Consider the following 22460-nt stretch of genomic DNA (forward strand, 5'->3'; position numbering starts at 1 on the left):
AAAAGGTGTGTGGCCTCCGTGGCGACGGAGACTTCATCACAACACGAGAATCGCACGAAAGTCGTTGACATTGGTGTATGTCGGCCCCGTGGTCACCAGGGCATCCAGCGCCTCGAAGTAGCGCGAGGTGTCATTGCGGTCCAGGCAGTCCTGCGCCGACACGCCGGCGACCGCTGCGCGCGCCCAGCTGTCGGGCGCGAGCAGCGCGCCGGCATGGTTCTGCACGCCGTCGATGCCGTCAGTGTCGGCGGCCAGCATCCATACCCGCGGCTCGCCCTGCAGCGCCAGCGCCGCGCCGAGCAGGAATTCCGTGGCGCGGCCGCCGCGCCCGCCCGGCGCCCGTACCGTCACGGTGGTTTCGCCGCCGGAGAGGATCACGCAGGGCGCCGCGAAGGGCTGACCGCGGCGCGCCACCTGCCGCGCCAGCGCCCCATGCACCCGGCCCACGACGTGCGACTCGCCCTCGACGGCATCGCTCAGGATGTGAGCCAGCAGACCGGCGCTCCGGGCCGCCGCGGCGGCCGCTTCGAGGGCCTGCTGCGGCGTCGCGACCAGCTGCAGCTCGTGCCCGGCGAAACGCGGGTCGCCGGGTTTGGGCGTTTCCAGGCGGCCGTCCTCGAGCGCCTCCCGCACCGCCGGGGGCAGCGCGATGCGATAGCGCTGCAGCACCGCCAGGGCCTCCTCGCAGCGGCTCGGGTCGGGCACCGTCGGCCCGCTCGCGATGACGGCCGGGTCGTCGCCGGGCACGTCCGAGATCGCCAGCGTGAGCACCCGCGCCGGCGCGCAGGCCACCGCCAGCCGCCCGCCCTTGACCGCCGAGAGGTGCTTGCGCACGCAGTTCATCTCGGCGATGGAGGCGCCGCTGTGCAGCAGCGCCTGGTGCAGGGCCTGCTTGTCCTGCAGGCTCAGGCCTTCGGCCGGCAGCGACAGCAGGGCCGAGCCGCCGCCCGAAACGAGGCACAGCACCAGGTCGTCGGCCGTCAGGCCGGCTGCCAGCGCCAGCATGCGGCGCGCGGCCTGCTCGCCCGCCGCGTCGGGCACCGGGTGGGCCGCCTCGACCACCTCGATGCGGCCGCCGTCGCTGCCGGGCGGCCGGTGCCCGTAGCGCGTCACGACCAGGCCGCTGAGCGGCGCTTCGGCGGGCCAGAGCGCGTCGACCGCGGCTGCCATCGCAGCGCCGGCCTTGCCGGCGCCGAGCACCAGGGTGCGGCCGCGCGGTGGCGCGGGCAGGACGCCGGCCAGGCAGCGCGCCGGCAAGGCGCTGGCGACGGCGGCGTCGAAGAGTTGACGCAGCAGGAGCTCAGGAGGGGGCATGGCGGAACAGGCAAAAAGCGGCGATGCAGCATGCCCGAAGTCGGGCGCCGCGTCGATGGGACACAGCGTGCCGCGGGGGCTTGTGACACGCGGCCCACAATGTCGCGGCGGCGCCTTGACCGGCGGCCGGCGTGCGCCCGATGATCCGCGCAGCCCGCCTCGAGCACACGCGCGCGAGGCGCCCGTTGCCGAGCAAGACAAGGAGAGCCCCCGTGCGGCTGCCGCTTGCAGAGTTCCGCCCCCGGCTGTGGCACACGCTGCGGCACTACGACCGCCACCAGTTCAGCGCCGACCTCTCGGCCGGCCTCACGGTCGGCATCGTCGCGCTGCCGTTGGCGATGGCCTTCGCGATCGCCAGCGGCGTGAAGCCCGAGCAGGGCATCTTCACCGCCATCATCGCCGGCTTCCTGATCTCGGCGCTGGGCGGCTCCAGCGTGCAGATCGGCGGGCCGGCCGGCGCCTTCATCGTGATCGTCTACGGCATCGTGCAGCGCTGGGGGCTGGGCAATCTGCTGATCGCCACCGTGCTCGCCGGAGGGCTGCTGTTCGTGCTCGGGCTGTTCAAGCTGGGGGTGCTGGTGCGCTACATCCCGGTCACCATCGTGACCGGCTTCACCAACGGCATCGCGGTGCTGATCGCCCTCTCGCAGCTCAAGGACCTGCTGGGCCTGCCGATCCGCGACATGCCAGCCGACTTTTTCGCCCAGCTGGCGGTGCTGGGCCGGCACGCGGCGCAGCTGAATCCGCTGGCGCTCGCGCTCGGGCTGGCCTGTCTCGGTATCGTGGTGGCCTGGCCCAAGCTCTACGCGCTGCCGCCCGCCCTGCTGGACGGCCCGCGCGGCCGGGTGATCCGGCGGCTGGCCCGGCTGCCCGGCACCATCGTCGCCCTGGCGCTCGCGACCGCGGCCACCGCCGGGCTCGGCCTGCCGCTCGAGACCATAGGCTCGCGCTTCGGCGGCATCCCGCAGGAGCTGCCGACTTTCGAGGTGCCGGCCTTCAGCTGGGAGGGCACCCAGCAGCTGTTCATCCCCACCCTGACGATCGCCTTGCTGGGCGCGATCGAGTCGCTGCTGTGCGCGCGCGTGGCCGACAACCTGACGGAGCTGCCACGCCACGACCCCAACCAGGAACTGATGGCCCAGGGTGTGGCGAACATCGTGGCGCCCTTTTTCGGCGGCATCCCGGCCACCGGCACGATCGCGCGCACCGTCACCAATGTGCGCTCGGGGGCGAGGAGCCCGGTGGCCGGCATGGTGCACGCGCTGACCCTGCTGCTGGTCGTGCTGGTCGCGGCGCCGCTGGCCGCCCATGTGCCGCTGGCCGCGCTGGCCGGCATCCTGATGTTCGTCGCGTGGAACATGGGCGAGTGGCGCGAGTTCGCGCGGCTGCGCAGGTTCCCCGTGCCTTACCGGGTGACGCTGGTCGCGACCTTCGGGCTGACGGTGGTGTTCGACCTCACGGTCGCCGTGGAGGTCGGCCTGGTGCTGGCCTGCGTGTTTTTCATCTACCGCATGGGCACCCTGTTCCGCATCGAACCGCTGGCGCCGCCGCCGCACGCGCGCGACCTGGCGGGGGTGCAGGTGATGAGCCTGTACGGCTCGCTGTTTTTCGGCGCAGTCGCGAAGGTCGAAGCGGCGGGCGAGCAGCTGCGCCCGGACACCCGGCACCTGGTGCTGGAGATGCGCCGCCTGGTCTCGATGGACAGCACCGGGCTGGACGCGCTGGTGCAACTGCACCGCACGCTGCGGCGCCAGGGCGTGCAGCTGGTGCTGTGCGAACTCAACGAGCAGCCGCGGGAGATGATGGCGCGCTCGGGTTTCCTCGCCGAACTGGGGCACGACGGCGTCGCGCCCGACCTGGACTTGGCCCTGGCCCTGGTCGCCACCCGCCCGGCTCAGGCGGCGTAGAGCCCGTCCAGCCCGCGCAGCCACAGCGCCTGCGCAGGACCCGAACGCAGCCAGGCCCCGGCAGCGGCCGGCTCCGGCGCAGCGCTGAGCTGCCGGCGCAGTGCGCGGACCTCGCGCGCCAGCGTCGCGGTGTCCGGCGCGCCGGGCAGGCGGGCGACGCTGCAGGCGGCCCGCAACATGGCCTTCAGCCCCAGCCGCAGCGCCTGCAGCTGGGCGGCCGCCTGAGCGCTGTCCTGCTGCTGCGTCTCGTCGCACAGTTCGCTGGCGTTGCGCAGCAGGCCCGGCCACAGCGCCAGCAGCGCAGCGCGCCAGGCGGCACGTCCGTCGGCCCCTGCGGGCGCCGCGAGCAGCGGCACCTCGGTCGCGGGCGCGCCCGCCGCGCCGCGCGCGAGACGGTCGCCGCGTTCGGCCTTGGAGCGCACGTCGAGCCACAGGCCATGGCGCTCGACCCGGCGACCTGCCTCGCGCAGCACTGCCGCATGGCGGCCGTGCAGCAACTCGAGCTCCAGCTCGCAGACCGGCAGCACCCGCTCGCCGGCGCGGATCTCGCCCCGGTCGAAGGCCAGCTCCACGCGGCCTTCGGCGCTCTCCAGCGTCAGCGTGCGACGCCGGATGTCGGTACCGTAGGTGGCGGCGAGCGGCTCGCCGGCCTCGCGCAGCAGCGCGCTCAGGCGCTCGCCGGCCGGCGTGCCCTCGTGCAGCGTGAGGTCCAGCCCGGGGGCGGCAGCCCCCGCGCGCGGCTGGTTGTGCTCCAGCCGGGTCAGGCCGTCCTCGGCCACGGCCTTGAGGGTCTGCACCCACTGCTCGCCTTCGCGGCGGAGCCGCAGCGCCATGTGGGCGCGCGCCAGCCAGCGGCCCGGGGTGTCGAAGTAGACGGCCCGGAGACGCACCTCCCCCGCCCCGGGCCCGGCCGCGAGGGCCTGCTCCAGCGCCGCCGCCTCGGCGTGCGGCACCTGGTACTTCAACTCGAACTCCTGCATGCGCCGTGCGCCTCCTCGGGCGCGATTATCCCGGGCAGCCGGTCACCGAGCTGCGGTATCCTTCGACCGCGAACAACTTCACAGAATTCGGCACCAGGGTGGGACTTCTCGACGACCTCAAGCGCCAAGCCGACGCGCTCCAGGCCCGGCATCAGACCGACAGCGCGACGCTGCAGCGCCATACGACACTGGTCGAGGGCGCGTGCACCACGGCCTTCCGCTACTGGCTGGAGCTGGCCAAACAGCTCAACGTGCTGCAGCCGCCCTCGCCGGTGCGCTACGTGCTCGACAGCCGCCATGTGCTGGAGCGGCTGCCGATGGGTGACTTCCGCGTCGACGCGCGGCGCCAGTCGACCGTCGGCACACCCTTGCACGAACACGTGCAGCTGTTCTGCCAGCTGAAGTCCGGCCGCGCGCTGGTACTGAGGCGCGATTTCCCGACCGAGATCCAGAAGCTCGAAGAGCGCCTGCGACTGGCCGGCGTCGAGTTCCAGGCCGAAAACGTGCGTGACGCCGAGACCGGCCGCTACCAGCACACCCGTTTCGAGTTCACCGCCGACCTGCATGCCGGCATCAAGCTGCTGCCCCGGCACGACAGCGGCCAGGTGCAGTTCCAGCTGCTCAACCTGGAAGGTTTCGAGACCAGCGTGGTGGAACTGCCGGCCTTCGAGGTCGGGCAGGCCAGCCTGGACGAGCTGACCAAGTTGGTGCTCGGCCAGCCGCATCGCTTTTACCAGCTGGGCCGGCTGCTGCGGCGCGGCTAGGAGCCTGCGCTTCAGCCACCCCCCTGGGTTTCGCGCGGGTCGAGGCTGCTCGCCGTGTCGATCACCTTGCCGTCGGGATCGAAACTGACGCTGAAGACCCGGTTTTCCGGTCCGTCGAGGTAACGCCAGTCCCACACTTCCTCGTTCTTGAGCGGAAAAACCTGGGTCTTGCCGGGCCGCCCGAGCAGTCGCCGCACCTGGACCTTGTCCAGCCCCGGCGTCACCTGGGCAAACACGGCAGGCTGCAGCACCTGGCGCAAGGCGCTCATCCGGCCGTCCGGGCCGATCGTGATCATGTAGTTGCGCTGGCCTTCCGGCTGGCGCGGGTACTCCAGCGTGCGGCTGCCGTCCTCGTCGTCGTAGATCGCCTCGGGCTTGCCGAACTGCGCACGCACGTCGGCCTCGGTGGCAACGCCTTCCTCCAGCTGGGCCACGCGCTCGCGATCACACCCCGCCAGCAAGGCCAGCCCGGCCGCCAGGCCGACCAGAAACAAACGCATCGCCGTCCCCCGGTAAAATCGCTGGCGCCATTTCACCACCTCGCGCACCCCGAATGTGCGTGAAGCTGAAACCCGACTGAGGCCGGCCCCGACAGGCCGCCCTGTCGACCGTCCCCATGCCCTGATAGCCGCGGTGCCGCACCGCCTCCGACCATGCCGCTGTTCTGGAAACCCTACAAGTCCGAAATCACCTCCTTCATCGAGGAGTTGAAGGCCAAAAACCCGCAACTGGAGACGCAGCAGCGTGAAGGCCGTTCGCTGCTCTGGGACCGCAACCTGGACCGCCAGGCCCAGTCCGAGTACGAGGCCGGCCGCGTCCCGCAGCAGCCCTATGTCTACCAGACCAAGGCGAGCACCGACTGACCGCGACCCCGGCGAACGACCTTCGCGTCCCCCCTCCATTGCGGACTGATCCATCGTGAACGACGAGGCGGTGCTGTCCCCGGCGCCCGACGAAGGGCGCGTCCAGGCGCCCGAGCCCGAAGTGGTCGACCACGTCGCGGTGGCCCGCCTGTACGGCTCGCCGCTGTTCCAGCTGCCGCAGGACCTCTACATCCCGCCGGACGCGCTGGAGGTGTTTCTCGAAGCCTTCGAAGGCCCGCTGGACCTGCTGCTCTACCTGATCCGCAAGCAGAACTTCAACATCCTCGACATCCCGCTGGCCGACGTCACGCGCCAGTACCTGAGTTACGTCGAGCAGATCCGCAGCACCAACCTGGAGCTGGCGTCGGAATACCTGCTGATGGCCGCGATGCTGATCGAGATCAAGTCGCGCATGCTGCTGCCGCCGAAAAAGACCGAGGAAGGCCAGGAACCCGAGGACCCGCGGGCCGAGCTGGTGCGCCGGCTGCTCGAATATGAGCAGATCAAGCTGGCCGCGGCCGGGCTGGACCGGCTGCCGGTGCTGGGGCGCGATTTCCTGCGTGGCCAGGTGTACATCGAGCAGGCGCTCAAGCCGCGTTTCCCCGACGTGTCCCTCGACGAGCTGCGCGAGGCCTGGCAGGACATCCTCAAGCGCGCCAAGCTGACCCAGCACCACAAGATCACCCGCGAGGAGCTGTCCGTGCGCGAACACATGAGCATGCTGCTGCGCACCTTGCAGGGTCGCCGCTTCATCGAGTTCCAGGACCTGTTCGACCCCTCCCGCGGCGCCCAGGTGTTGGTGGTCACCTTCATCGCGATGCTGGAGCTGGCGCGTGAACGCCTGCTCGAAGTGACCCAGGCCGAGGCCTTCGCACCCATCTACGTGCGGCTGTCCTACCAGCCGGCTTGAACGCCCGGCCACCCCTGACAACTAGACGCACGGTTCTAGCCCGCGATTTGTGCGCTGCGACATGCGCGCGCGCAGCTCGCTAGAATCCGCCCACTTTGTCACGAAGCGAGCCTCAGGATGAGCAGCCACGCAAGCCCCGACGATCAACGCCCTGCCGGCCGCAAGCCCCTCACCTTGCACCGTCTGCGCGAGATGCATGCCGCCGGCGAGAAGATCGCCATGCTGACGGTCTATGACAGCAGCTTCGCCGGCCTGCTCGACGAGGCCGGCGTCGACTGTCTGCTGGTCGGCGACTCGCTGGGCATGGTGCTGCAGGGCCAGCCCAGCACCCTGCCGGTCACCCTGGAGGAGATCGCTTATCACACCCGCTGCGTCGCGCGCGGCAACCGCAGCGCCTGGCTGATCGCCGACATGCCCTTCGGCAGCTACCAGGCCTCGCGCGAACAGGCCCTGGCCAGCGCCGTCGCGCTGATGCAGGCGGGCGCGCAGATGGTCAAGATCGAGGGTGGCGGCTGGAGCGCCGAGACGGTGCGCTTCCTGGTCGAGCGCGGCATCCCCGTCTGCGCCCACCTGGGCCTGACGCCGCAGAGCGTGCATGCGCTGGGCGGCTACCGCATCCAGGGCCGCGAGGAGTCCGCCGCCGGCACGCTGAGGCGGCATGCCGGCGAGCTGGCCGACGCGGGCGCCGCGATGCTGGTGCTGGAGCTGGTGCCGGCGGCGCTGGCCGCCGAGATCTCGACCCTCTACCCGCAGCTGATGACCATAGGCATCGGTGCGGGCCCGCAATGCGCCGGCCAGGTGCTGGTGCTGCACGACATGCTGAACATCACGCGCGGCAAGCTGCCGCGTTTCGTCCGCAACTTCATGGCCGATGCGAGCAGCATCGACGACGCGATCCGCACGTACGTGCGCGACGTCAAGAACGGCCGCTTCCCCGACCCGCAACTGCACACGTACTGAGCCCTCCATGCGCATCGTCCACACCATCCCCGAACTGCGCCAGGCCCTGGCAGGCGCCACGAGGACGGCCTTTGTGCCCACCATGGGCAATCTGCACGAGGGCCATCTCTCGCTGGTCAAGCTCGCCCGCGAGCATGGCGGTCCGGTGGTTGCCAGCGTGTTCGTCAATCGGCTGCAATTCGCGCCCCACGAGGACTTCGACCGCTATCCCCGCACCTTCGAGCGTGACTGCGATCTGCTGCGCAGCGTCGGCTGCAACGTCGTCTTCGCGCCCAGCGAGGAGGAGCTGTATCCCGAACCGCAGGTGTTCCGCATCCACCCGCCGGCGGAGCTGGGGGACATCCTCGAAGGCGAATTCCGCCCCGGCTTTTTCACCGGCGTCAGCACCGTCGTGCTCAAGCTCTTCAACTGCGTGCAGCCACGTGTCGCGGTGTTCGGCAAGAAGGACTACCAGCAGCTGATGGTGCTGCGCCGCATGGTGCAGCAGCTGGCGCTGCCAATCGAGATCGTCGCCGGCGAGACGACCCGCGCCGAGGACGGCCTGGCGCTGTCCTCGCGCAACGGCTACCTGAGCGAGACCGAGCGCGCCGAGGCGGTGCAACTGGCGATGTCGCTGCGCCACATCCAGTTGGAGATGCGCAACGGCCACGCCGATCCGGCGGCGCTGGAGCGGGAGGTGATGGAGAACCTGCGCCAGCGCGGCTGGCTGCCCGACTATGTGGCGATCCGGCGCCGCAGCGACCTGGGTGTGGCGTCGCCCGAGCAGCGCGCCGCCGGCGAGCCGCTGGTGGCGCTGGCCGCGGCCAAGCTGGGCGCGACCCGGCTGATCGACAACATGGAGATCTGAGCCCTCGGGTTCAGATCGCGCCGACGCTGCCCGTCACCGGCAGCACGATGCCGGTGATATAGCCCGAGCACACCGGCGCGGCCAGGAACACATAGGCGGGCGACAGTTCCTCGGGCTGGGCGGCGCGTTTCATGTCGGTCTGCTTGCCGAAGTCCTGGACCTTCTCCGCCGGCGAGTCGGCCGGGTTCAACGGCGTCCAGACCGGGCCGGGGGCGACCGCATTGACGCGGATGCCCTTCTCGACGAGGTTCTGCGCCAGCGACTTGGTGAAGGCGTGGATGGCGCCCTTGGTGGTCGAGTAGTCCAGCAGCCGGCCGCTGCCCTCGAGCCCGACGACCGAGCCGGTGTTGATGATCGCGGAGCCTTGTTTCAGGTGCGGGATCGCCGCCTTGGCCATGTGGAAGTAGCCGTACACATTGGTGCGCAGCGTCTCGTCGAAGCGCTCCTCGGTGATGTCCTCCAGCGACTGCGCGTGCTCCTGGAAGGCGGCGTTGTTGACCAGGATGTCGAGCTTGCCCAGTTCCTTGACGGTGCGCTCGACCGCCTGCCTGCAGTAGGCCGGGTCCTTCACGTCGCCCGGGATCAGCAGGCAGCGGCGGCCTTCCTTCTCGACGTGGCGTCTGGTTTCCTCCGCGTCCTCGTGCTCGTTGAGATAGGCGATGGCCACGTCGGCCCCCTCGCGCGCATACAGCACCGCGACCGCCCGGCCGATGCCGGAGTCGCCGCCGGTGATCAGCGCGACCTTGTCGAGCAGCTTGTTGCTGCCCTGGTAGTCGGGCGCGGTGAACCTGGGGCTGAGCTGCAGGTCCTGCTCCAGGCCCGGTTTCTCCAGGTGCTGCGCCGGCAGCGGGTTGCCGGGCTGCTCCCGCGCGCCGGCCTGCACCGGCTTGCGCTCGGACTTGCCGCCCGAGGCCTGCTGCTCCTGGTCGAGTTCGTCCTGTGCGTCCTGCAGCGCGCGCTGGCGCGCCGCCACCGCTTCGGCATCCTGCTTGTTCGCATGTCGGCCTTGAGTCTGGGCCATCATTAGCTCCTTTACGATGAATGGCCGGCGTCCGCGCGCCGCCCGGGTTCACCGTCTTTTCAGCAAGCGATGTACCGCCCGCCCTGCAGGAGGGGCACCGCCCGTACCCGGCCAGCGAGGTGCACCTCATGAGCGATTTCCGCTTTTATGCAGAGCTGAACGACTTCCTTCCACTTCCGCGGCGCGGCCGCAGCTTCACGCATGCCGTGGCGCCTCACGAAAGCCTGAAACACGCGATCGAGTCGCTGGGTGTGCCGCACACGGAAGTCGGCCTGGTGCTGCTCGACGGCGTGCCGGTGGGCCTGCAGCACCGCCCCCTCGGGGACGGCGGGCGCGTCGCCGTCTACCCGGCCTGGCAGACGTTGGGGCCGGTGCCGGCCGTCGGCCTGGCCGATGTGCCACCGCGGCGTTTCATCGCCGACGCCCACCTGGGCCGGCTGGCGCGCTACCTGCGTTTCGCCGGCTACGACACGCTCTACCGCAACGACTGGCCGGATGCCGAGCTCGCTGCGCTGGCGCGGGCCGAGGACCGCACCGTGCTGACGCGCGACCGCGACCTGCTGATGCACCGCGACGTCGTGCACGGCTGCTACCTGCGGGCCATCGAGCCGCTCGAGCAGCTGCGCGAGCTGGTGGCACGGCTGCGGCTCGACGCCCGCGCGCCGCGGGCCAGCCGCTGCCTGCTGTGCAACACGCCGCTGGCGCCGGCCGCCAAGGAAGCCGTGGCCGACCGGCTGCTGCCACGCACCTTGGCCGACTTCGACGAGTTCTGGCGCTGCCCGGATTGCGAGCGCGTCTACTGGCGCGGCTTGCACTGGCAGCGCCTGCGGGCTGCCCTCGGGAAGCCGGCCGGCGGCGGCGCCTGAAGCGCCGTCCCGGCTCAGTGACGGCGCAGCTCGAGGGCCTTCTTCAACAGCAGGCCGCCGGCCAGCAGGCCGCCGGCGGCCATCACCATCGTGGAGGCCGGCATGGCGCGCGCGGTGTTGCTGGCAATCTCGCCGGTGTGCGGCGCCGCGAGCTGCAGGCGGCGCTTGGTCATCTGTGCGCCCAGCTCGCCCAGGCGGTCCTTCAGCAGCCGCTCGGCGGCGGGCAGCAGCACGGTTTCCTCGTCCGCCACGTGGTGCATCACGTCGCGCATCAGCTGCTGGAAGGTGCTGTCGAAGGCGGCATCGCCGGGCTGCAGGCTGCGCAGCTCGCCGATCAGGCGGCGCATCTCGTCGTGCTCGGGTTTGCTCTTGGCAAGCACGGCCTCGTCGGTCGCCACGCTGCGCAGCGCCGGGTAGAAGATCTCTTCCTCGAGCTGGGCGTGGATCTCCAGCGCCAGGCAGACGGTGTTGACGATGGCCTGCTTCCTGTCGGCCGGGGTGTCGGCCGTGAAGCGGTGGAAGGTGGCCAGCACATGGGTGTGGTCCATGCGGATCATCCGCGTGATGCTGGGCGAGAGCTTGTTCAGCATGGTGGTCATCGGGGGGCTCCTTGATGAAGTAAAGGTTGTGGGAGGAGGAGCCCTTGTTCAGCAACCCGCGTTCCCCGCCCGGCTCCCCAGGACGCCGGGAACAGTGCTTGCTGCGCACCTGCATGCCGCATTCCACCCCTCTTCTCGCCACCCTGGTAGGCGGCCTGTGCCTGGCCTTCCTGCTTGGAACGGTGGCCCAGCGCCTGCGCCTACCGCCGTTGGTCGGCTACCTGCTCGCCGGCGTCGCAGCCGGCCCCTTCACCCCCGGTTTCGTCGCCGATCAGGACATCGCCAACGAACTGGCCGAACTCGGCGTGATCCTGTTGATGTTCGGTGTCGGTCTGCACTTCTCGCTGCGCGACCTGCTGTCGGTGCGGCGCATTGCGATTCCCGGTGCGCTGGCGCAGATCGCGGCCGCCACCGCCATGGGCTGGGGCATCGGACGCTGGCTCGGCTGGTCGCACGTGGCGGGCCTCGTGTTCGGGCTGTGCCTGTCGGTCGCCAGCACGGTGGTGCTGCTGCGTGCCCTGCAGGAGCGCGATCTGGTGGACAGCGATCGGGGCCACATCGCAATCGGCTGGCTGGTGGTCGAAGATCTGGTGATGGTGCTGACCCTGGTGCTGCTGCCGGCGGCCACGCCGCTGCTGCTGCCCGGCGGATCGGCCGCCCAGCCCTCGACGGGCAGCCTGTTCATCACACTGGGACTGACCCTGGGCAAGGTCTCGGCCTTCGTGGCACTGATGCTGGTGGTGGGGCGCCGCTTCATTCCCTGGCTGCTGGACCGCGTGGCCGAAAGCGGCTCCAAGGAGTTGTTCCGCCTGGCTGTGCTCGCCGTGGCCCTGGGCATCGCCTTCGGCGCGGCCTCGCTGTTCGGCGTGTCCTTCGCACTCGGCGCGTTTTTCGCAGGGATGGTGCTGGGCGAGTCGGAACTCAGCCACGAAGCGGCCGAGGAAACCGTGCCGCTGCGTGACGCCTTCGCGGTGCTGTTTTTTGTCTCGATCGGCATGCTGCTCGACCCGCGGGTGTTCGTGCGCGAGCCGCTCGCGGTGCTGGCGGTTTTCGCCGTCATCGTCGCCGGCAAGTCGCTGATCGCCTTTGCCATCGTCAAGGCCTTCCGGCATCCGACCACCACCGCGCTGACCATCTCGGCCAGCCTGGCCCAGATCGGCGAGTTCTCCTTCATCCTGGGCGGCCTGGCCATCTCGCTGAAGCTGATGCCGGAGGACGCGCGCGACCTCATCCTGGCCGGTGCGATCCTGTCCATCCTCTTCAACCCGCTGATCTTCGCCGCTTTGGCAGGCCTGGCCCGGCGCGCCGAGCGACGCTCGGGGGTGCAGGACTCGGAGGCCGCCGCCGACAACCCGGCGCGCAGCGGGCTGAGCGGCCACACCGTGCTGGTGGGCCACGGCCGGGTCGGCTCGCGCATCGCCCGTCGGCTGCGCGAGTCGGGCCACCCGCTGGTGGTGATCGAAGACCGCCTGGAGGTGGTGCGCGAGCTGCGCTCGCAAGGCTACGAAGTGCTGTGCGGCAACGGCGCCCGGCCCGCTTTGCTGGAGCAGGCCGGCATCGCCCGGGCCAGCCGGCTGGTGGTGGCGATCCCCAATGCCTTCGAGGCGGCGGAAGTGGTGCACAGCGCCCGACAGGCCCACGCCGGCCTGCGTGTCGTCGCCCGCGCGCACTCGGACAGCGGCGCACGCCATCTGCACGAGCACGGCGCCGACCGCGTCATCCTGGCCGAGGCCCAGCTGGCCCAGGAGATGGCCGAATGGGTCCTGGTGGAAGACGTGACCGGCCGCCTCACGCCGGCTTCGGGCGCAGCCCCCCGAGCACCAGCTGCATGATCAGCCGCTCGGCGGCGGCATAGTCCTTGTCTTCCAGCGCCGGCTTGCCCAACAGCAGCGCGAACTGCGGCGCGAGGTCGGCATAGGCCTGCGTGACCGACCAGATCACGAACATCAGGTGGGTGAAGTCGACCCGCCCGATGCGGCCCTGGCGGGCCCAGCGTTCGAAGGCCTTGACGTCGGCCTTCAGCGGCGGCCCCACCTGGGCTGCGATGGCGTCGCCGTAGCGCGGCGCACCGGCGATCACCTCCTTCGTGAAGACCTGCGAGCCACTCGGCCGTTCGCGCGAGAAGCGCATCTTGGCGCGGATGTAATCGCACAGCGCCGCCTCGGGATCCTCGCTGTCGGCGATCGCTCCCATGCCGTCCAGCCACCACGCCATCACGTCGTCGAGCACCCGTCGATAGAGCAGTTCCTTGCTGGGGAAGTAATAGAGCAAATTGTGGCGGCTGATGCCCAGCGCCGCACCGATGCTCTCGAGCGAGGCCCCTTCGAAACCGAACTGGGCGAACTGGCGCTCGGCCTCGCGCAGGATCTCCTGTTCCTTGCGCAGGCGTGAGGCGCGCGGAGGACGGGCTGCGGTCGGTTCGGTCGCCGCGACCTCGGATTCGGCCGTCGGGGCGGCCGCGGCGCGGCGGCGACGTGGTGCGGGCCGCTCGGTGCTGCCCGGCCGTCGGCGGATGGGAGTGCTCATGCCGGCCATTGTCGCCGTCGCCGTGTCGGCGCGCCGTTGGCAAAGAACTTGCGTACCCGGGAAATTACCAGGTGGTAAAACTTTACCAGCGAGTAAGTTTGGTGCAGCGTGCACCGCGCCGGTGGGCTCCCCGCCCTGCCGCGCTCCAAAGAAAGGCAGCGATGAACGAGCCTGACGAGCGACCGATCCTGCCCGCCTCCTGCGGGGGCGACGCCCTTGCGGAGCTTCACGGCGGCGCCCCGCCCCCGACACGCCGCTGAGTCCGGCCCCCGCCGTTCCCCTCCCCACGACACGGAGCCCACGATGGACATGCCCACCGCGCCCTTGGGCGTCGATGCGGCCGGCCTACTGGCCGGCCGGCTGAGCGCCGACGACTATCAGCGCAACTTCGCAGACGCCCACCCCCCGCTGACCCGGGCCCAGGCGGTGATCGAGGCCGAACGCTGCTATTACTGCTATGACGCCCCCTGCACCGCCGCCTGCCCGACCGGCATCGACGTGCCCACCTTCATCCAGCGTATCGTCCAGGACAACCTGCGCGGTGCGGCGCAGACCATCCTGGAGGCCAATGTGCTGGGCGGCCTGTGTGCCCGCGTGTGTCCGACCGAGATGCTCTGCGAGCAGGCCTGCGTGCGCAGCGTGCACGAGGGCAAGCCGGTGGAGATCGGCTTGCTGCAGCGGCATGCCACCGACGCCTATTTTGCGAACCCCGGCGCGCCGCTGTTCACCCGCGCGGCGCCGACCGGCCGGCGTGTCGCGGTGGTGGGGGCCGGCCCGGCCGGCCTGTCGGCAGCGCACCGGCTCGCGGTGCTGGGCCACGCGGTGGTGCTCTACGACGCGCGGCCGCGGCTGGGCGGGCTGAACGAATACGGCCTCGCGACCTACAAGACCACCGGAGGCTTCGCCCGCAAGGAGATCGAGTGGCTGCTGTCCATCGGCGGCATCGAGGTGCGCGCCGGACAGGCCTTGGGGCGCAATTTCACGCTGCAGGCGCTCGTCGAGAGCCACGACGCGGTCTTCCTGGGCCTCGGCCTGTCGGGCGTCAATGCGCTCGGGATCGCCGAGCCGGCCCTGGAGGGTGTGCGCGACGCCGTGGACTTCATCGCCGAGCTGCGCCAGGCGGCCCACCCGGCCGAGGTCGCGGTCGGCCGCCAGGTGGTGGTGATCGGCGGCGGCATGACCGCGGTGGACGCGGCAGTGCAGGCCCGCAAGCTGGGCGCGCGCGAGGTGCACATCGTCTACCGGCGCGGGCCCGCCGACATGGGAGCTTCGGCGTACGAGCAGCACTGGGCGCAGGGCAACGGCGTGCACATCCACCACTGGGCGACACCGCGCGACCTCCTGACCGAGGACGGCCGGCTGCGTGGCGTGTGTTTCACCCGCACGCGCGCCGAAGGCGAGCGGCTCGGCGAGACCGGCGAGACCTTCGTGCTGCCGGCCGACATGGTGCTCAAAGCCATCGGGCAGCGCTGCGAAGCCGAGTGCGCCGCACCCGCGCTCGAGCTGCGTGCCGGCCGCATCCTGACCGACGCCGAGGGCCGCACCTCGCTGGCCCGCGTGTGGGCTGGCGGCGATTGCCGCCACGGCGGCCGCGACCTGACGGTGGAAGCGGTCGAGCACGGCAAGCAGGCCGCCCTGTCGATCGACCGTGCGCTAAGCGCCTGATACCCAGCCAACCCGAGGAGCCCGTCATGGCCGACCTGAGCAGCCACTTCCTGGGCATCAAGAGCCCCAACCCCTTCTGGCTGGCCTCCGCGCCGCCGACCGACAAGGCCTACAACGTCGTGCGCGCCTTCGAAGCCGGCTGGGGCGGCGTGGTCTGGAAGACCCTGGGCGAGGACCCGCCGGTGGTCAACGTCAGCGGCCCTCGCTATAGCACCCTGCTGTCGCAGGACCGGCGCGTGATCGGCCTCAACAACATCGAGCTGATCACCGACCGGCCGCTGCAGCTCAACCTCGACGAGATCGCCCAAGTGAAACGCGACTGGCCCGACCGCGCGATGGTGGCCTCGCTGATGGTGCCCTGCGAAGAGGCGGCCTGGAAGCGCATCCTGCCCAGGGTCGAGGACACCGGCGCCGACGCGGTCGAGCTCAACTTCGGCTGCCCGCATGGCATGAGCGAGCGCGGCATGGGCGCCGCGGTCGGGCAGGTGCCGGAGTACGTCCAGAGGGTCACCGAATGGTGCAAGCACTATTCGCGGCTGCCGGTGATCGTCAAGCTGACGCCGAACATCACCGACGTGCGCCAGCCGGCCCGCGCGGCAAGGCGCGGCGGCGCCGATGCCGTGTCGCTGATCAACACGATCAACTCGGTGATGGGCGTGGACCTGGAGCGCATGACGATGACACCCAGCACCGACGGGCAAGGCTCGCACGGCGGCTACTGCGGCCCGGCGGTCAAGCCCATCGCGCTCAACATGGTGGCCGAGATCGCCCGCGACGCCGAGACCGCGGGCCTGCCGATCTCGGGCATCGGCGGCATTACCACCTGGCGCGACGCGGCCGAGTTCATCTCGCTGGGCTGCGGCACGGTGCAGGTGTGCACCGCGGCCATGGTCTATGGCTTCCGCATCGTGCAGGACCTGGCCAGCGGCCTGTCCAACTTCATGGACAGCCATGGTTACGCGAACGTCGCCGAGCTGCAGGGCCGCGCAGTGCCCAGCGTGACCGATTGGCAGCAGCTGAACCTGAACCATGTCGACAAGGCCGTCATCGACCAGGACCTGTGCATCCGGTGCGGACGCTGCCATGTGGCCTGCGAGGACACCGCGCACCAGGCCATCAGCGCGAGCCGCGACGGCCGGCGCCACTTCGAGGTCAGGGAGGAGGACTGCGTGGGCTGCAACCTGTGCGTCTCGATCTGCCCGGTGCCCGGGTGCATCACGATGCGCAGCCTGGCGCCCGGCGAAGTGGACCGCCGCACCGGCGCGGTGGTCACCGGCCGCTATGCCAACTGGACCACCCACGCCCACAACCCGATGCGCTTCGCGCAGGCTTGAACCCTTCCACCGCGGGCCGGGGCCCTGCCCGCGGGCCAATGGCCCGCAGCTTGCAGTGCCCCCGGGCGGATCCGGCCGTGGCCGGTGCTCCGCCCCCCTTCGCCCCACTCAGGAGAAACGGCATGAACCCTTCCTACACCTCGCCGGTCCCCCCGCTGGCCGAGGGCGGCAACGACGCGCTCGCCAACGCCGACCTCGTGCCCACGTCGGAAGCCCAGCGCCACTGGCGCTGGAAGGACTACGCCGCGCTGTGGGTCGGCATGGTGATCTGCGTGCCCACCTACACGATGGCGAGCTCCATGCTTGACCAGGGTTTCAGCTGGCAGATGGCGATCTGGCTGGTCTTCGTCGCCAACTGCATCGTGCTGGTGCCGATGCTGCTGATCGGTCGGGCCGGGACGAAACACGGCATCCCCTTCCCGGTGCTTGCTAGGGCCTCCTTCGGCGTCAAGGGCGCCAGCCTGCCCGCCGTGCTGCGCGGGCTGGTGGCCTGCGGCTGGTTCTCGATCAACTGCTATTTCGGCGGCCTGGCGCTGCACGGGCTGCTCAACACGCTGGGCATGGGGCTGGCTGCGCCCGCCGCGGGCGAGACCATCAGCGACTCCCAGTTCGTCTGCTTCCTGGCCTTCTGGGCCTTGCACCTGGGCTTCATCTGGAAGGGGCTGGAGTCGGTGCGGGTGCTCGAGGTGGTGGCCGCGCCGCTGATGATCGTCGCCTCGGTCGCGCTGGTCGCCTGGGCCTTCGTCACAGTCTCGCCGGCGCAGATCTTCCAGCTGCCCGCCAAGGTGGTCGAAGGCGGGCCCAGGACCTGGGCCGCGCTGACCGGGCTGGTCGGCTTCTGGGCCACGCTGGCGCTCAACATCCCCGACTTCACCCGTTTCGCCAGGTCGCAACGCGACCAGGTGATCGGCCAGGCGATCGGGCTGCCGCTGCCAATGGCGCTGTTCTCGCTGGTCGGCGTGATCGGGTTTTCGGTCTCGCAGATCCTCTACGGCAAGGCCCAGCTGTTCCCCGACGGCCTGCTGACGCAGATGGGCCCGGTGGCCGCGGGCCTCGGGCTGGTGGTGATCCTGCTGGCCAATCTGACGACCAATGTGGCCGCCAACCTGGTGTCGCCGTCCTATGACTTCTCGCAGCTCGCGCCCGGCCGCATCAGCTTCCGCACCGGCGGGCTGATCGCCGCCGGCCTCGGGCTGCTGTTCCTGCCCTGGAAGCTGCTCGCGACCTCGGGCGGCTACCTGTTCACCTGGCTGGGCGGCTACGGCACCTTGCTGGGCGCCATCGCCGGCATCCTGCTCGTCGACTACTACCTGCTGCGCAAGACCGAGCTGAACCTGCGCGACCTCTACCGTCGCGGCGGCGAGTACGAGTACCGCAAGGGCTGGAACCCGCAGGCCGTGATCGCCTTCGTGATCGGCGTGCTGCCCTGCCTGCCCGGCTACCTGGCCGTTTCCGGCGTGGTCGACAAGCACAGCGTCCCGCCGCTGCTGCTCTCGCTGTTCGACTTCGGCTGGTTCTTCAGTCTGGCGGTGGCGGGCGGCTACTACCGGGTCGCGGCACCGCGCCGCTGACCCTCACCAGAGAGGAGACTGTCATGAACACTGCCTGTCTGATCCAGGGCGGCACGGTCGTCAATGCCGACCGCGAGTTCAAGGCCGACGTGCTGTGCGCGGGCGGCCTGATCGTTGCAGTCGGCGACGACGCGGCCGGGCTGGCCCCGGCCGGCGCACAGCGGCTCGACGCCTCCGGCCAGTACCTGCTGCCCGGCGGCATCGACCCGCACACCCACATGCAGCTGCCCTTCATGGGCACCGTGACGATGGACGACTTCTACACCGGCACGGCGGCGGGTCTGGCCGGCGGCACGACCACCATCATCGACTTCGTCATTCCCAACCCGCAGCAGCCGCTGATGGAGGCCTACCGCACCTGGCGCGGCTGGGCCGAGAAGGCGGCGGCCGACTACAGCTTCCACGTCGCCGTCACCTGGTGGGGCGAGAGCGTGCACCGCGACATGGGCACCCTGGTGCAGGAGGAAGGCGTCAACAGCTTCAAGCACTTCATGGCCTACAAGAACGCCATCATGTGCGACGACGAGACGCTGGTGAACAGCTTCCGGCGCGCGCTGGAGCTGGGCGCGATGCCGACCGTGCACGCCGAGAACGGCGAGCTCGTCTACCTGCTGCAGCAGGAGGTGGCCCGCATGGGCATCACCGGCCCCGAGGGCCATCCGCTCGCGCGCCCGCCCATGGTAGAGGGCGAGGCGGCCAACCGCGCCATTGCGATCGCCGAGGTGTTGGGCGTGCCGATCTACATCGTGCACGTCTCTTGCATCGAGGCCGCCGAGGCCATCGCGCGGGCCCGCGCGCGCGGCCAGCGCGTGTATGGCGAGGTGCTGGCGGGCCACCTGTTGATCGACGACAGCGTCTACCGCCACCCCGATTTCGCGATCGCGGCCGCGCACGTGATGAGCCCGCCCTTCCGACCCAGGGGCCACCAGGAGATGCTGTGGCGCGGTTTGCAGTCGGGCCAGCTGCACACCACGGCGACCGACCACTGCAGCTTCTGCGCCGCGCAGAAGGCGATCGGCCGACAGGACTTCAGCAAGATCCCCAACGGCTGCGGCGGCATCGAGGAGCGTTTGGCGGTGCTGTGGGATGCCGGGGTCAACACCGGACGGCTGACACGCAGCGAGTTCGTCGCGGTGACCTCGGCCCATGCGGCGCGGATCTTCAACCTCTACCCACGCAAGGGGCTGATCGCCGCCGGCAGCGATGCCGACATCGTGCTGTGGGACCCGCAGGGCAGCAAGACACTCTCGGCCCGCACCCAGCATTCGAAGGGCGACTTCAACCTCTTCGAGGGTCGCACGGTGCGCGGCGTGCCCAGCCACACCTTGAGCCGCGGCGAGGTCGTGTGGGCTGACGGCGACCTGCGCGCGCGCCAGGGCGGCGGCCGCTATCTCAAGCGGCCGGCGTTCGGCCCGCACTTCGAGGCGGCGCTGCGCCGCAACCAGGACCTGGCTCCGAGCGCGGTCGTGCGCCCGGCAGCCTGAGCCAGAAGGAGACGACATGGACACGCGAGTGACTCAGGACATCGACACGCTGCGCATCGACGGCAACCGGCTCTGGGGCGCCCTGATGGAGCTGGCGACCATCGGCGCGACACCCAGGGGCGGCGTCTGCCGCCTGGCACTGACCGAACTCGATCGCCAGGGCCGCGACCTGGTGGTGGGCTGGGCCCGCGACGCCGGGCTGGCCATCACGGTCGACCGCATCGGCAATGTCTTCATGCGCCGTCCGGGGCGCAACGACAGCCTGCCGCCGGTGATGACGGGCAGCCATATCGACACCCAGCCCACCGGGGGCAAGTTCGATGGCAACTACGGCGTGCTGGCCGGGCTGGAGGTGGTGCGCACCTTGAACGACCGCGGCATCCGGACCGAGGCGCCGATCGAGGTGGCCTTCTGGACCAACGAGGAAGGCTCGCGTTTTGTCCCGGTGATGATGGGCTCGGGTGTGTTCGCGGGGGCCTTTCCGCTGGAACACGCCTACGCGGCGCGCGACATCGAGGGCAAGAGTGTCGAGGAGGAGCTGCGCCGCATCGGCTATGCCGGCGAGCAGGTGCCGGGCGACCACCCGGTGGCGGCCTATTTCGAGACCCACATCGAGCAGGGCCCGGTGCTGGAGGACCACGGCAAGACGATAGGCGTGGTCGATGCGGTGCTGGGCATCCGCTGGTACGACTGCACCGTCACCGGCATGGAGGCGCATGCCGGCCCGACCCCGATGCCGCTGCGCCGCGATGCGCTGCAGGTCTCGACCCGGCTGATGCAGGAGGTCGTCGCGCTGGCCCATCGCCATGCGCCGCACGGCCGCGGCACGGTGGGCATGGTGCAGGTCCACCCCAACAGCCGCAACGTGATCCCCGGGCGCGTGAGGTTCTCGATCGACCTGCGCCATGTCAGCAACGAACGGCTCGACCGCATGGACGCCGAGTTGCGCGACTTGGCCGCGCTGCTCGCGGGCGAGAGCAAGCTCGACATCGCCATCGAGCAGGTCTCGCACTACCCCGCGGTGCCCTTCCATGCCGACTGCGTCGCGGCGGTGCGGCGCGCCACCGACAAACTCGGCTACCTGCACATGGACACCGTCTCGGGCGCGGGGCACGACGCGGTCTACGTCGCGCGACGGGCGCCGGCCGGCATGATTTTCATCCCGTGCAAGGACGGCATCAGCCACAACGAAATCGAGTCGGCGACACCCGAGCACATCACGGCGGGCGCCAACGTGCTGCTGCACGCGATGCTGGAGCGGGCAGGGGTGGCGGGCTGAGGGGCGCCCGGCTTCCTACCAGGCGCAGCCGCCGCTGCAGGCGACGGCGAGGGCCTCGGCGGCCCGCTCGGGACAGTGCGAGCCGCCGTATTCTTCCCAGGCGGCGGTGGCCCATTCGACCGCGCCCTGGCGGTCGTCGGCCTCGGTGCGGGCCTGCAGGCGCGTGGCGCAGCGTTCGATCCAGTCGGTCATCTGGGTGAGTTCGATCGCATCCATTCCGGTCTCCCTGTTGAAAACGTTCAGGGCATCGTAGGGCAAGCCGGCCGTCACCGCGCTTCACCAGGGGCTGTCACACCTGTCAGAAACCTCCTACGCCTGTTCAAAGTCCCAGGTGACTCAAGCCGGGGTGCGCGTCCGGACGGCGGCCGCTCGGCCAACGGAACAGACGCTGCCCTTCCGCGATCGGCAGGTCGTTGATCGAGGCATGCCGCCGGCTCATCAGGCCTGCTGCGTCGAACTCCCAGTTTTCGTTGCCGTAGGAGCGGTACCAGTGGCCGGAATCGTCGTGCCACTCGTAGGCGAAGCGCACCGCGATGCGATGCCCGTCGTGGGCCCAGAGCTCCTTGATGAGGCGGTAGTCCAGTTCGCGGGCCCACTTGCGGGCCAGGAACTGCTCGATCGCGTCGCGCCCTTCGAGAAACTCGGCCCGATTGCGCCAGCGGCTGTCCGGCGTATAGGCCAGCGCGACACGCTGCGGATCGCGGGTGTTCCAGGCGTCTTCGGCGAGGCGCACCTTCTGCACGGCGGTCTCCAGGGTGAACGGTGGCAGCGGCGGACGGGCGCCGGAAGGCTGGGTCATGGCTCGGTCTCCGGTGAAGGTGAGGAGGGTGGGGATGGTGGCAGGCAAGTCGCCGGACCGGCGCAGCGCAGCAGCTGGGCCGCCATGTCCTTGGCATCGAGCGCGGCACCCGGGCCGCCCGTGACGCTCGCCACCGCGATGGCGCCGTCGACCAGCACCAGGAAACGACGCGCCCAGCCCGACGCCGGCCACAGCCCGGCCGCCGCGCAGGCGGACTCCAGCCAGCCCAGCAGCGCGGCCTTGTGCTCGCGCGCAATCACGCGGGCCGCTTCGCCGGGGTCGGCGTATTGGCCGGTGACATTGAGAAAAGCGCAACCGTGGAAGTCCTCGGCGGTGAACCAGCGGTACAGCACGTCGAACATCACCAGCAGCCGCTCACGCGGATCGCTGGTCTGACGCCTGACTTCGTCGTCCAGCCAGGCCATCCAGCGCAGGTGGCGCTGCTGCAGCACCTGTTCGACCAGGCCCTCCTTGGAGCCGAAGTGCTTGTAGATGCTGCGCCGTGGCACGCCCGAGAGCCGCACGATGGTGTCCATCCCGACGGCATGCACGCCGTGCGCGTAGATGAGGGCTTCGGCGGTGCGCAGCACCTGGGCCTTGAGTTGGGGACTGGGCGTCATGACGGCATGGTAGAACGATCGTTCTACTTGGTCAACGATCGTATGGAGGAAACGTGCAGCAAGGGTAAATCCGAGGTAGCAAACGATTGCGCAAACGTTTGCCTTGCCTATGATCGCCGCACTACGAGCTTCCGGGGCCTGGTGCCCGGCC

Annotated in this window: 22 protein-coding genes; 13 read left to right on the top strand and 9 right to left on the bottom strand. The window is 70.3% G+C overall.

Annotated features, from left to right (window positions below; translation table 11 throughout):
- Positions 1 to 36: 36 nt before the first annotated feature.
- Positions 37 to 1314, bottom strand: coding sequence for a glycerate kinase type-2 family protein (locus tag OOT46_RS12970; protein WP_265404026.1), 1278 nt, complete (start codon positions 1312 to 1314; stop codon positions 37 to 39).
- Between the two features lie 212 nt (positions 1315 to 1526).
- Between OOT46_RS12970 and OOT46_RS12975 the strand changes: the two genes are divergently transcribed.
- A complete protein-coding gene (locus OOT46_RS12975; RefSeq protein WP_265404027.1) occupies positions 1527 to 3221 on the top strand; it encodes a SulP family inorganic anion transporter in 1695 nt (564 codons plus the stop codon).
- Here OOT46_RS12975 and OOT46_RS12980 read toward each other — a convergent pair.
- Positions 3209 to 4201, bottom strand: coding sequence for a CYTH domain-containing protein (locus tag OOT46_RS12980; protein WP_265404028.1), 993 nt, complete (start codon positions 4199 to 4201; stop codon positions 3209 to 3211). The genes OOT46_RS12975 and OOT46_RS12980 overlap by 13 nt on opposite strands.
- A gap of 98 nt (positions 4202 to 4299) precedes the next feature.
- Here OOT46_RS12980 and OOT46_RS12985 point away from each other — a divergent pair, with 98 nt between their 5' ends.
- Complete coding sequence (locus tag OOT46_RS12985) at positions 4300 to 4965, top strand: hypothetical protein (protein WP_265404029.1); 666 nt, start codon at positions 4300 to 4302, stop codon at positions 4963 to 4965.
- 11 nt (positions 4966 to 4976) lie between these two features.
- Here OOT46_RS12985 and bamE read toward each other — a convergent pair whose 3' ends face one another.
- A complete protein-coding gene (gene bamE / locus OOT46_RS12990) occupies positions 4977 to 5465 on the bottom strand; it encodes an outer membrane protein assembly factor BamE domain-containing protein (RefSeq protein ID WP_265404030.1) in 489 nt (162 codons plus the stop codon).
- A 153-nt stretch (positions 5466 to 5618) separates the two neighbouring features.
- Between bamE and OOT46_RS12995 the strand changes: the two genes are divergently transcribed.
- From OOT46_RS12995 to panC, 4 genes are all read left to right on the top strand, one after another.
- Complete coding sequence (locus OOT46_RS12995) at positions 5619 to 5828, top strand: DUF3460 family protein (protein WP_265404031.1); 210 nt, start codon at positions 5619 to 5621, stop codon at positions 5826 to 5828.
- Between the two features lie 55 nt (positions 5829 to 5883).
- Positions 5884 to 6738, top strand: coding sequence for a segregation and condensation protein A (locus OOT46_RS13000; protein WP_416136185.1), 855 nt, complete (start codon positions 5884 to 5886; stop codon positions 6736 to 6738).
- Positions 6739 to 6855: 117 nt separating this feature from the next.
- Positions 6856 to 7698 carry a 3-methyl-2-oxobutanoate hydroxymethyltransferase gene (panB, locus tag OOT46_RS13005; protein WP_265404032.1) on the top strand — a complete coding sequence of 281 codons (843 nt, stop codon included), beginning with the start codon at positions 6856 to 6858 and terminating at the stop codon, positions 7696 to 7698.
- A gap of 7 nt (positions 7699 to 7705) precedes the next feature.
- Positions 7706 to 8545: a pantoate--beta-alanine ligase gene (gene panC, locus OOT46_RS13010; protein WP_265404033.1), complete on the top strand. Its 840-nt coding sequence runs from the start codon at positions 7706 to 7708 to the stop codon at positions 8543 to 8545.
- A gap of 10 nt (positions 8546 to 8555) precedes the next feature.
- Here the strand turns inward: panC and OOT46_RS13015 are convergent, their stop codons facing one another.
- Complete coding sequence (locus OOT46_RS13015) at positions 8556 to 9566, bottom strand: SDR family oxidoreductase (protein ID WP_265404034.1); 1011 nt, start codon at positions 9564 to 9566, stop codon at positions 8556 to 8558.
- 128 nt (positions 9567 to 9694) lie between these two features.
- Here OOT46_RS13015 and OOT46_RS13020 point away from each other — a divergent pair, with 128 nt between their 5' ends.
- Complete coding sequence (locus OOT46_RS13020) at positions 9695 to 10432, top strand: Mut7-C RNAse domain-containing protein (RefSeq protein ID WP_265404035.1); 738 nt, start codon at positions 9695 to 9697, stop codon at positions 10430 to 10432.
- Positions 10433 to 10446: 14 nt separating this feature from the next.
- On the opposite strand, the gene OOT46_RS13025 is transcribed toward OOT46_RS13020, so the two are convergent.
- A complete protein-coding gene (locus OOT46_RS13025) occupies positions 10447 to 11031 on the bottom strand; it encodes a hemerythrin domain-containing protein (protein WP_265404036.1) in 585 nt (194 codons plus the stop codon).
- A 113-nt stretch (positions 11032 to 11144) separates the two neighbouring features.
- On the opposite strand from OOT46_RS13025, the gene ybaL reads away from it, so the two are divergent.
- On the top strand, positions 11145 to 12863 hold the full coding sequence (ybaL, locus tag OOT46_RS13030) for a YbaL family putative K(+) efflux transporter (RefSeq protein ID WP_265404037.1): 1719 nt from the start codon (positions 11145 to 11147) through the stop codon (positions 12861 to 12863).
- Here ybaL and OOT46_RS13035 read toward each other — a convergent pair.
- Positions 12820 to 13557: a TetR/AcrR family transcriptional regulator gene (locus OOT46_RS13035; protein WP_416136186.1), complete on the bottom strand. Its 738-nt coding sequence runs from the start codon at positions 13555 to 13557 to the stop codon at positions 12820 to 12822. The genes ybaL and OOT46_RS13035 overlap by 44 nt on opposite strands.
- 303 nt (positions 13558 to 13860) lie before the next feature.
- Here OOT46_RS13035 and OOT46_RS13040 point away from each other — a divergent pair, with 303 nt between their 5' ends.
- The 5 genes from OOT46_RS13040 (at position 13861) to OOT46_RS13060 (ending at position 20890) form a co-directional block, all read left to right on the top strand.
- The gene (locus OOT46_RS13040) at positions 13861 to 15222 is read left to right on the top strand and encodes an NAD(P)-dependent oxidoreductase (RefSeq protein WP_265404039.1); all 1362 of its coding nucleotides are present in this window, start codon (positions 13861 to 13863) and stop codon (positions 15220 to 15222) included.
- A gap of 26 nt (positions 15223 to 15248) precedes the next feature.
- Positions 15249 to 16556: an NAD-dependent dihydropyrimidine dehydrogenase subunit PreA gene (preA, locus tag OOT46_RS13045; RefSeq protein WP_265404040.1), complete on the top strand. Its 1308-nt coding sequence runs from the start codon at positions 15249 to 15251 to the stop codon at positions 16554 to 16556.
- Between the two features lie 122 nt (positions 16557 to 16678).
- A complete protein-coding gene (locus OOT46_RS13050; RefSeq protein WP_265404041.1) occupies positions 16679 to 18127 on the top strand; it encodes an NCS1 family nucleobase:cation symporter-1 in 1449 nt (482 codons plus the stop codon).
- Between the two features lie 23 nt (positions 18128 to 18150).
- A complete protein-coding gene (hydA, locus tag OOT46_RS13055; RefSeq protein WP_265404042.1) occupies positions 18151 to 19611 on the top strand; it encodes a dihydropyrimidinase in 1461 nt (486 codons plus the stop codon).
- Positions 19612 to 19627: 16 nt separating this feature from the next.
- Positions 19628 to 20890, top strand: coding sequence for a Zn-dependent hydrolase (locus OOT46_RS13060; protein ID WP_265404043.1), 1263 nt, complete (start codon positions 19628 to 19630; stop codon positions 20888 to 20890).
- Between the two features lie 15 nt (positions 20891 to 20905).
- On the opposite strand, the gene OOT46_RS13065 is transcribed toward OOT46_RS13060, so the two are convergent.
- From OOT46_RS13065 to OOT46_RS13075, 3 genes are all read right to left on the bottom strand, one after another.
- Entirely contained in the window at positions 20906 to 21106 is a 201-nt protein-coding gene (locus OOT46_RS13065) for a hypothetical protein (RefSeq protein WP_265404044.1), read from the bottom strand.
- A gap of 103 nt (positions 21107 to 21209) precedes the next feature.
- A complete protein-coding gene (locus OOT46_RS13070) occupies positions 21210 to 21689 on the bottom strand; it encodes a nuclear transport factor 2 family protein (protein ID WP_265404045.1) in 480 nt (159 codons plus the stop codon).
- A complete protein-coding gene (locus tag OOT46_RS13075) occupies positions 21686 to 22309 on the bottom strand; it encodes a TetR/AcrR family transcriptional regulator (protein ID WP_265404046.1) in 624 nt (207 codons plus the stop codon). The genes OOT46_RS13070 and OOT46_RS13075 overlap by 4 nt, the downstream gene beginning before the upstream one ends.
- Between the last annotated feature and the right edge of the window lie 151 nt (positions 22310 to 22460).

Origin of the sequence: Aquabacterium sp. A7-Y (assembly GCF_026153205.1) — a bacterium.
Classification (GTDB): domain Bacteria; phylum Pseudomonadota; class Gammaproteobacteria; order Burkholderiales; family Burkholderiaceae_C; genus Caldimonas.

What these genes read in the sequence shown, in the direction of transcription:
- OOT46_RS12970 (WP_265404026.1), bottom strand. Translation starts at nt 1,314, where the DNA reads ATGCCCCCTCCTGAGCTCCTGCTGCGTCAACTCTTCGACGCCGCCGTC.
- OOT46_RS12980 (WP_265404028.1), bottom strand. Translation starts at nt 4,201, where the DNA reads ATGCAGGAGTTCGAGTTGAAGTACCAGGTGCCGCACGCCGAGGCGGCG.
- bamE (WP_265404030.1), bottom strand. Translation starts at nt 5,465, where the DNA reads ATGCGTTTGTTTCTGGTCGGCCTGGCGGCCGGGCTGGCCTTGCTGGCG.
- OOT46_RS12995 (WP_265404031.1), top strand. Translation starts at nt 5,619, where the DNA reads ATGCCGCTGTTCTGGAAACCCTACAAGTCCGAAATCACCTCCTTCATC.
- panB (WP_265404032.1), top strand. Translation starts at nt 6,856, where the DNA reads ATGAGCAGCCACGCAAGCCCCGACGATCAACGCCCTGCCGGCCGCAAG.
- panC (WP_265404033.1), top strand. Translation starts at nt 7,706, where the DNA reads ATGCGCATCGTCCACACCATCCCCGAACTGCGCCAGGCCCTGGCAGGC.
- OOT46_RS13015 (WP_265404034.1), bottom strand. Translation starts at nt 9,566, where the DNA reads ATGGCCCAGACTCAAGGCCGACATGCGAACAAGCAGGATGCCGAAGCG.
- OOT46_RS13020 (WP_265404035.1), top strand. Translation starts at nt 9,695, where the DNA reads ATGAGCGATTTCCGCTTTTATGCAGAGCTGAACGACTTCCTTCCACTT.
- OOT46_RS13025 (WP_265404036.1), bottom strand. Translation starts at nt 11,031, where the DNA reads ATGACCACCATGCTGAACAAGCTCTCGCCCAGCATCACGCGGATGATC.
- ybaL (WP_265404037.1), top strand. Translation starts at nt 11,145, where the DNA reads ATGCCGCATTCCACCCCTCTTCTCGCCACCCTGGTAGGCGGCCTGTGC.
- OOT46_RS13035 (WP_416136186.1), bottom strand. Translation starts at nt 13,557, where the DNA reads ATGAGCACTCCCATCCGCCGACGGCCGGGCAGCACCGAGCGGCCCGCA.
- OOT46_RS13040 (WP_265404039.1), top strand. Translation starts at nt 13,861, where the DNA reads ATGGACATGCCCACCGCGCCCTTGGGCGTCGATGCGGCCGGCCTACTG.
- preA (WP_265404040.1), top strand. Translation starts at nt 15,249, where the DNA reads ATGGCCGACCTGAGCAGCCACTTCCTGGGCATCAAGAGCCCCAACCCC.
- OOT46_RS13050 (WP_265404041.1), top strand. Translation starts at nt 16,679, where the DNA reads ATGAACCCTTCCTACACCTCGCCGGTCCCCCCGCTGGCCGAGGGCGGC.
- hydA (WP_265404042.1), top strand. Translation starts at nt 18,151, where the DNA reads ATGAACACTGCCTGTCTGATCCAGGGCGGCACGGTCGTCAATGCCGAC.
- OOT46_RS13060 (WP_265404043.1), top strand. Translation starts at nt 19,628, where the DNA reads ATGGACACGCGAGTGACTCAGGACATCGACACGCTGCGCATCGACGGC.
- OOT46_RS13065 (WP_265404044.1), bottom strand. Translation starts at nt 21,106, where the DNA reads ATGGATGCGATCGAACTCACCCAGATGACCGACTGGATCGAACGCTGC.
- OOT46_RS13070 (WP_265404045.1), bottom strand. Translation starts at nt 21,689, where the DNA reads ATGACCCAGCCTTCCGGCGCCCGTCCGCCGCTGCCACCGTTCACCCTG.
- OOT46_RS13075 (WP_265404046.1), bottom strand. Translation starts at nt 22,309, where the DNA reads ATGACGCCCAGTCCCCAACTCAAGGCCCAGGTGCTGCGCACCGCCGAA.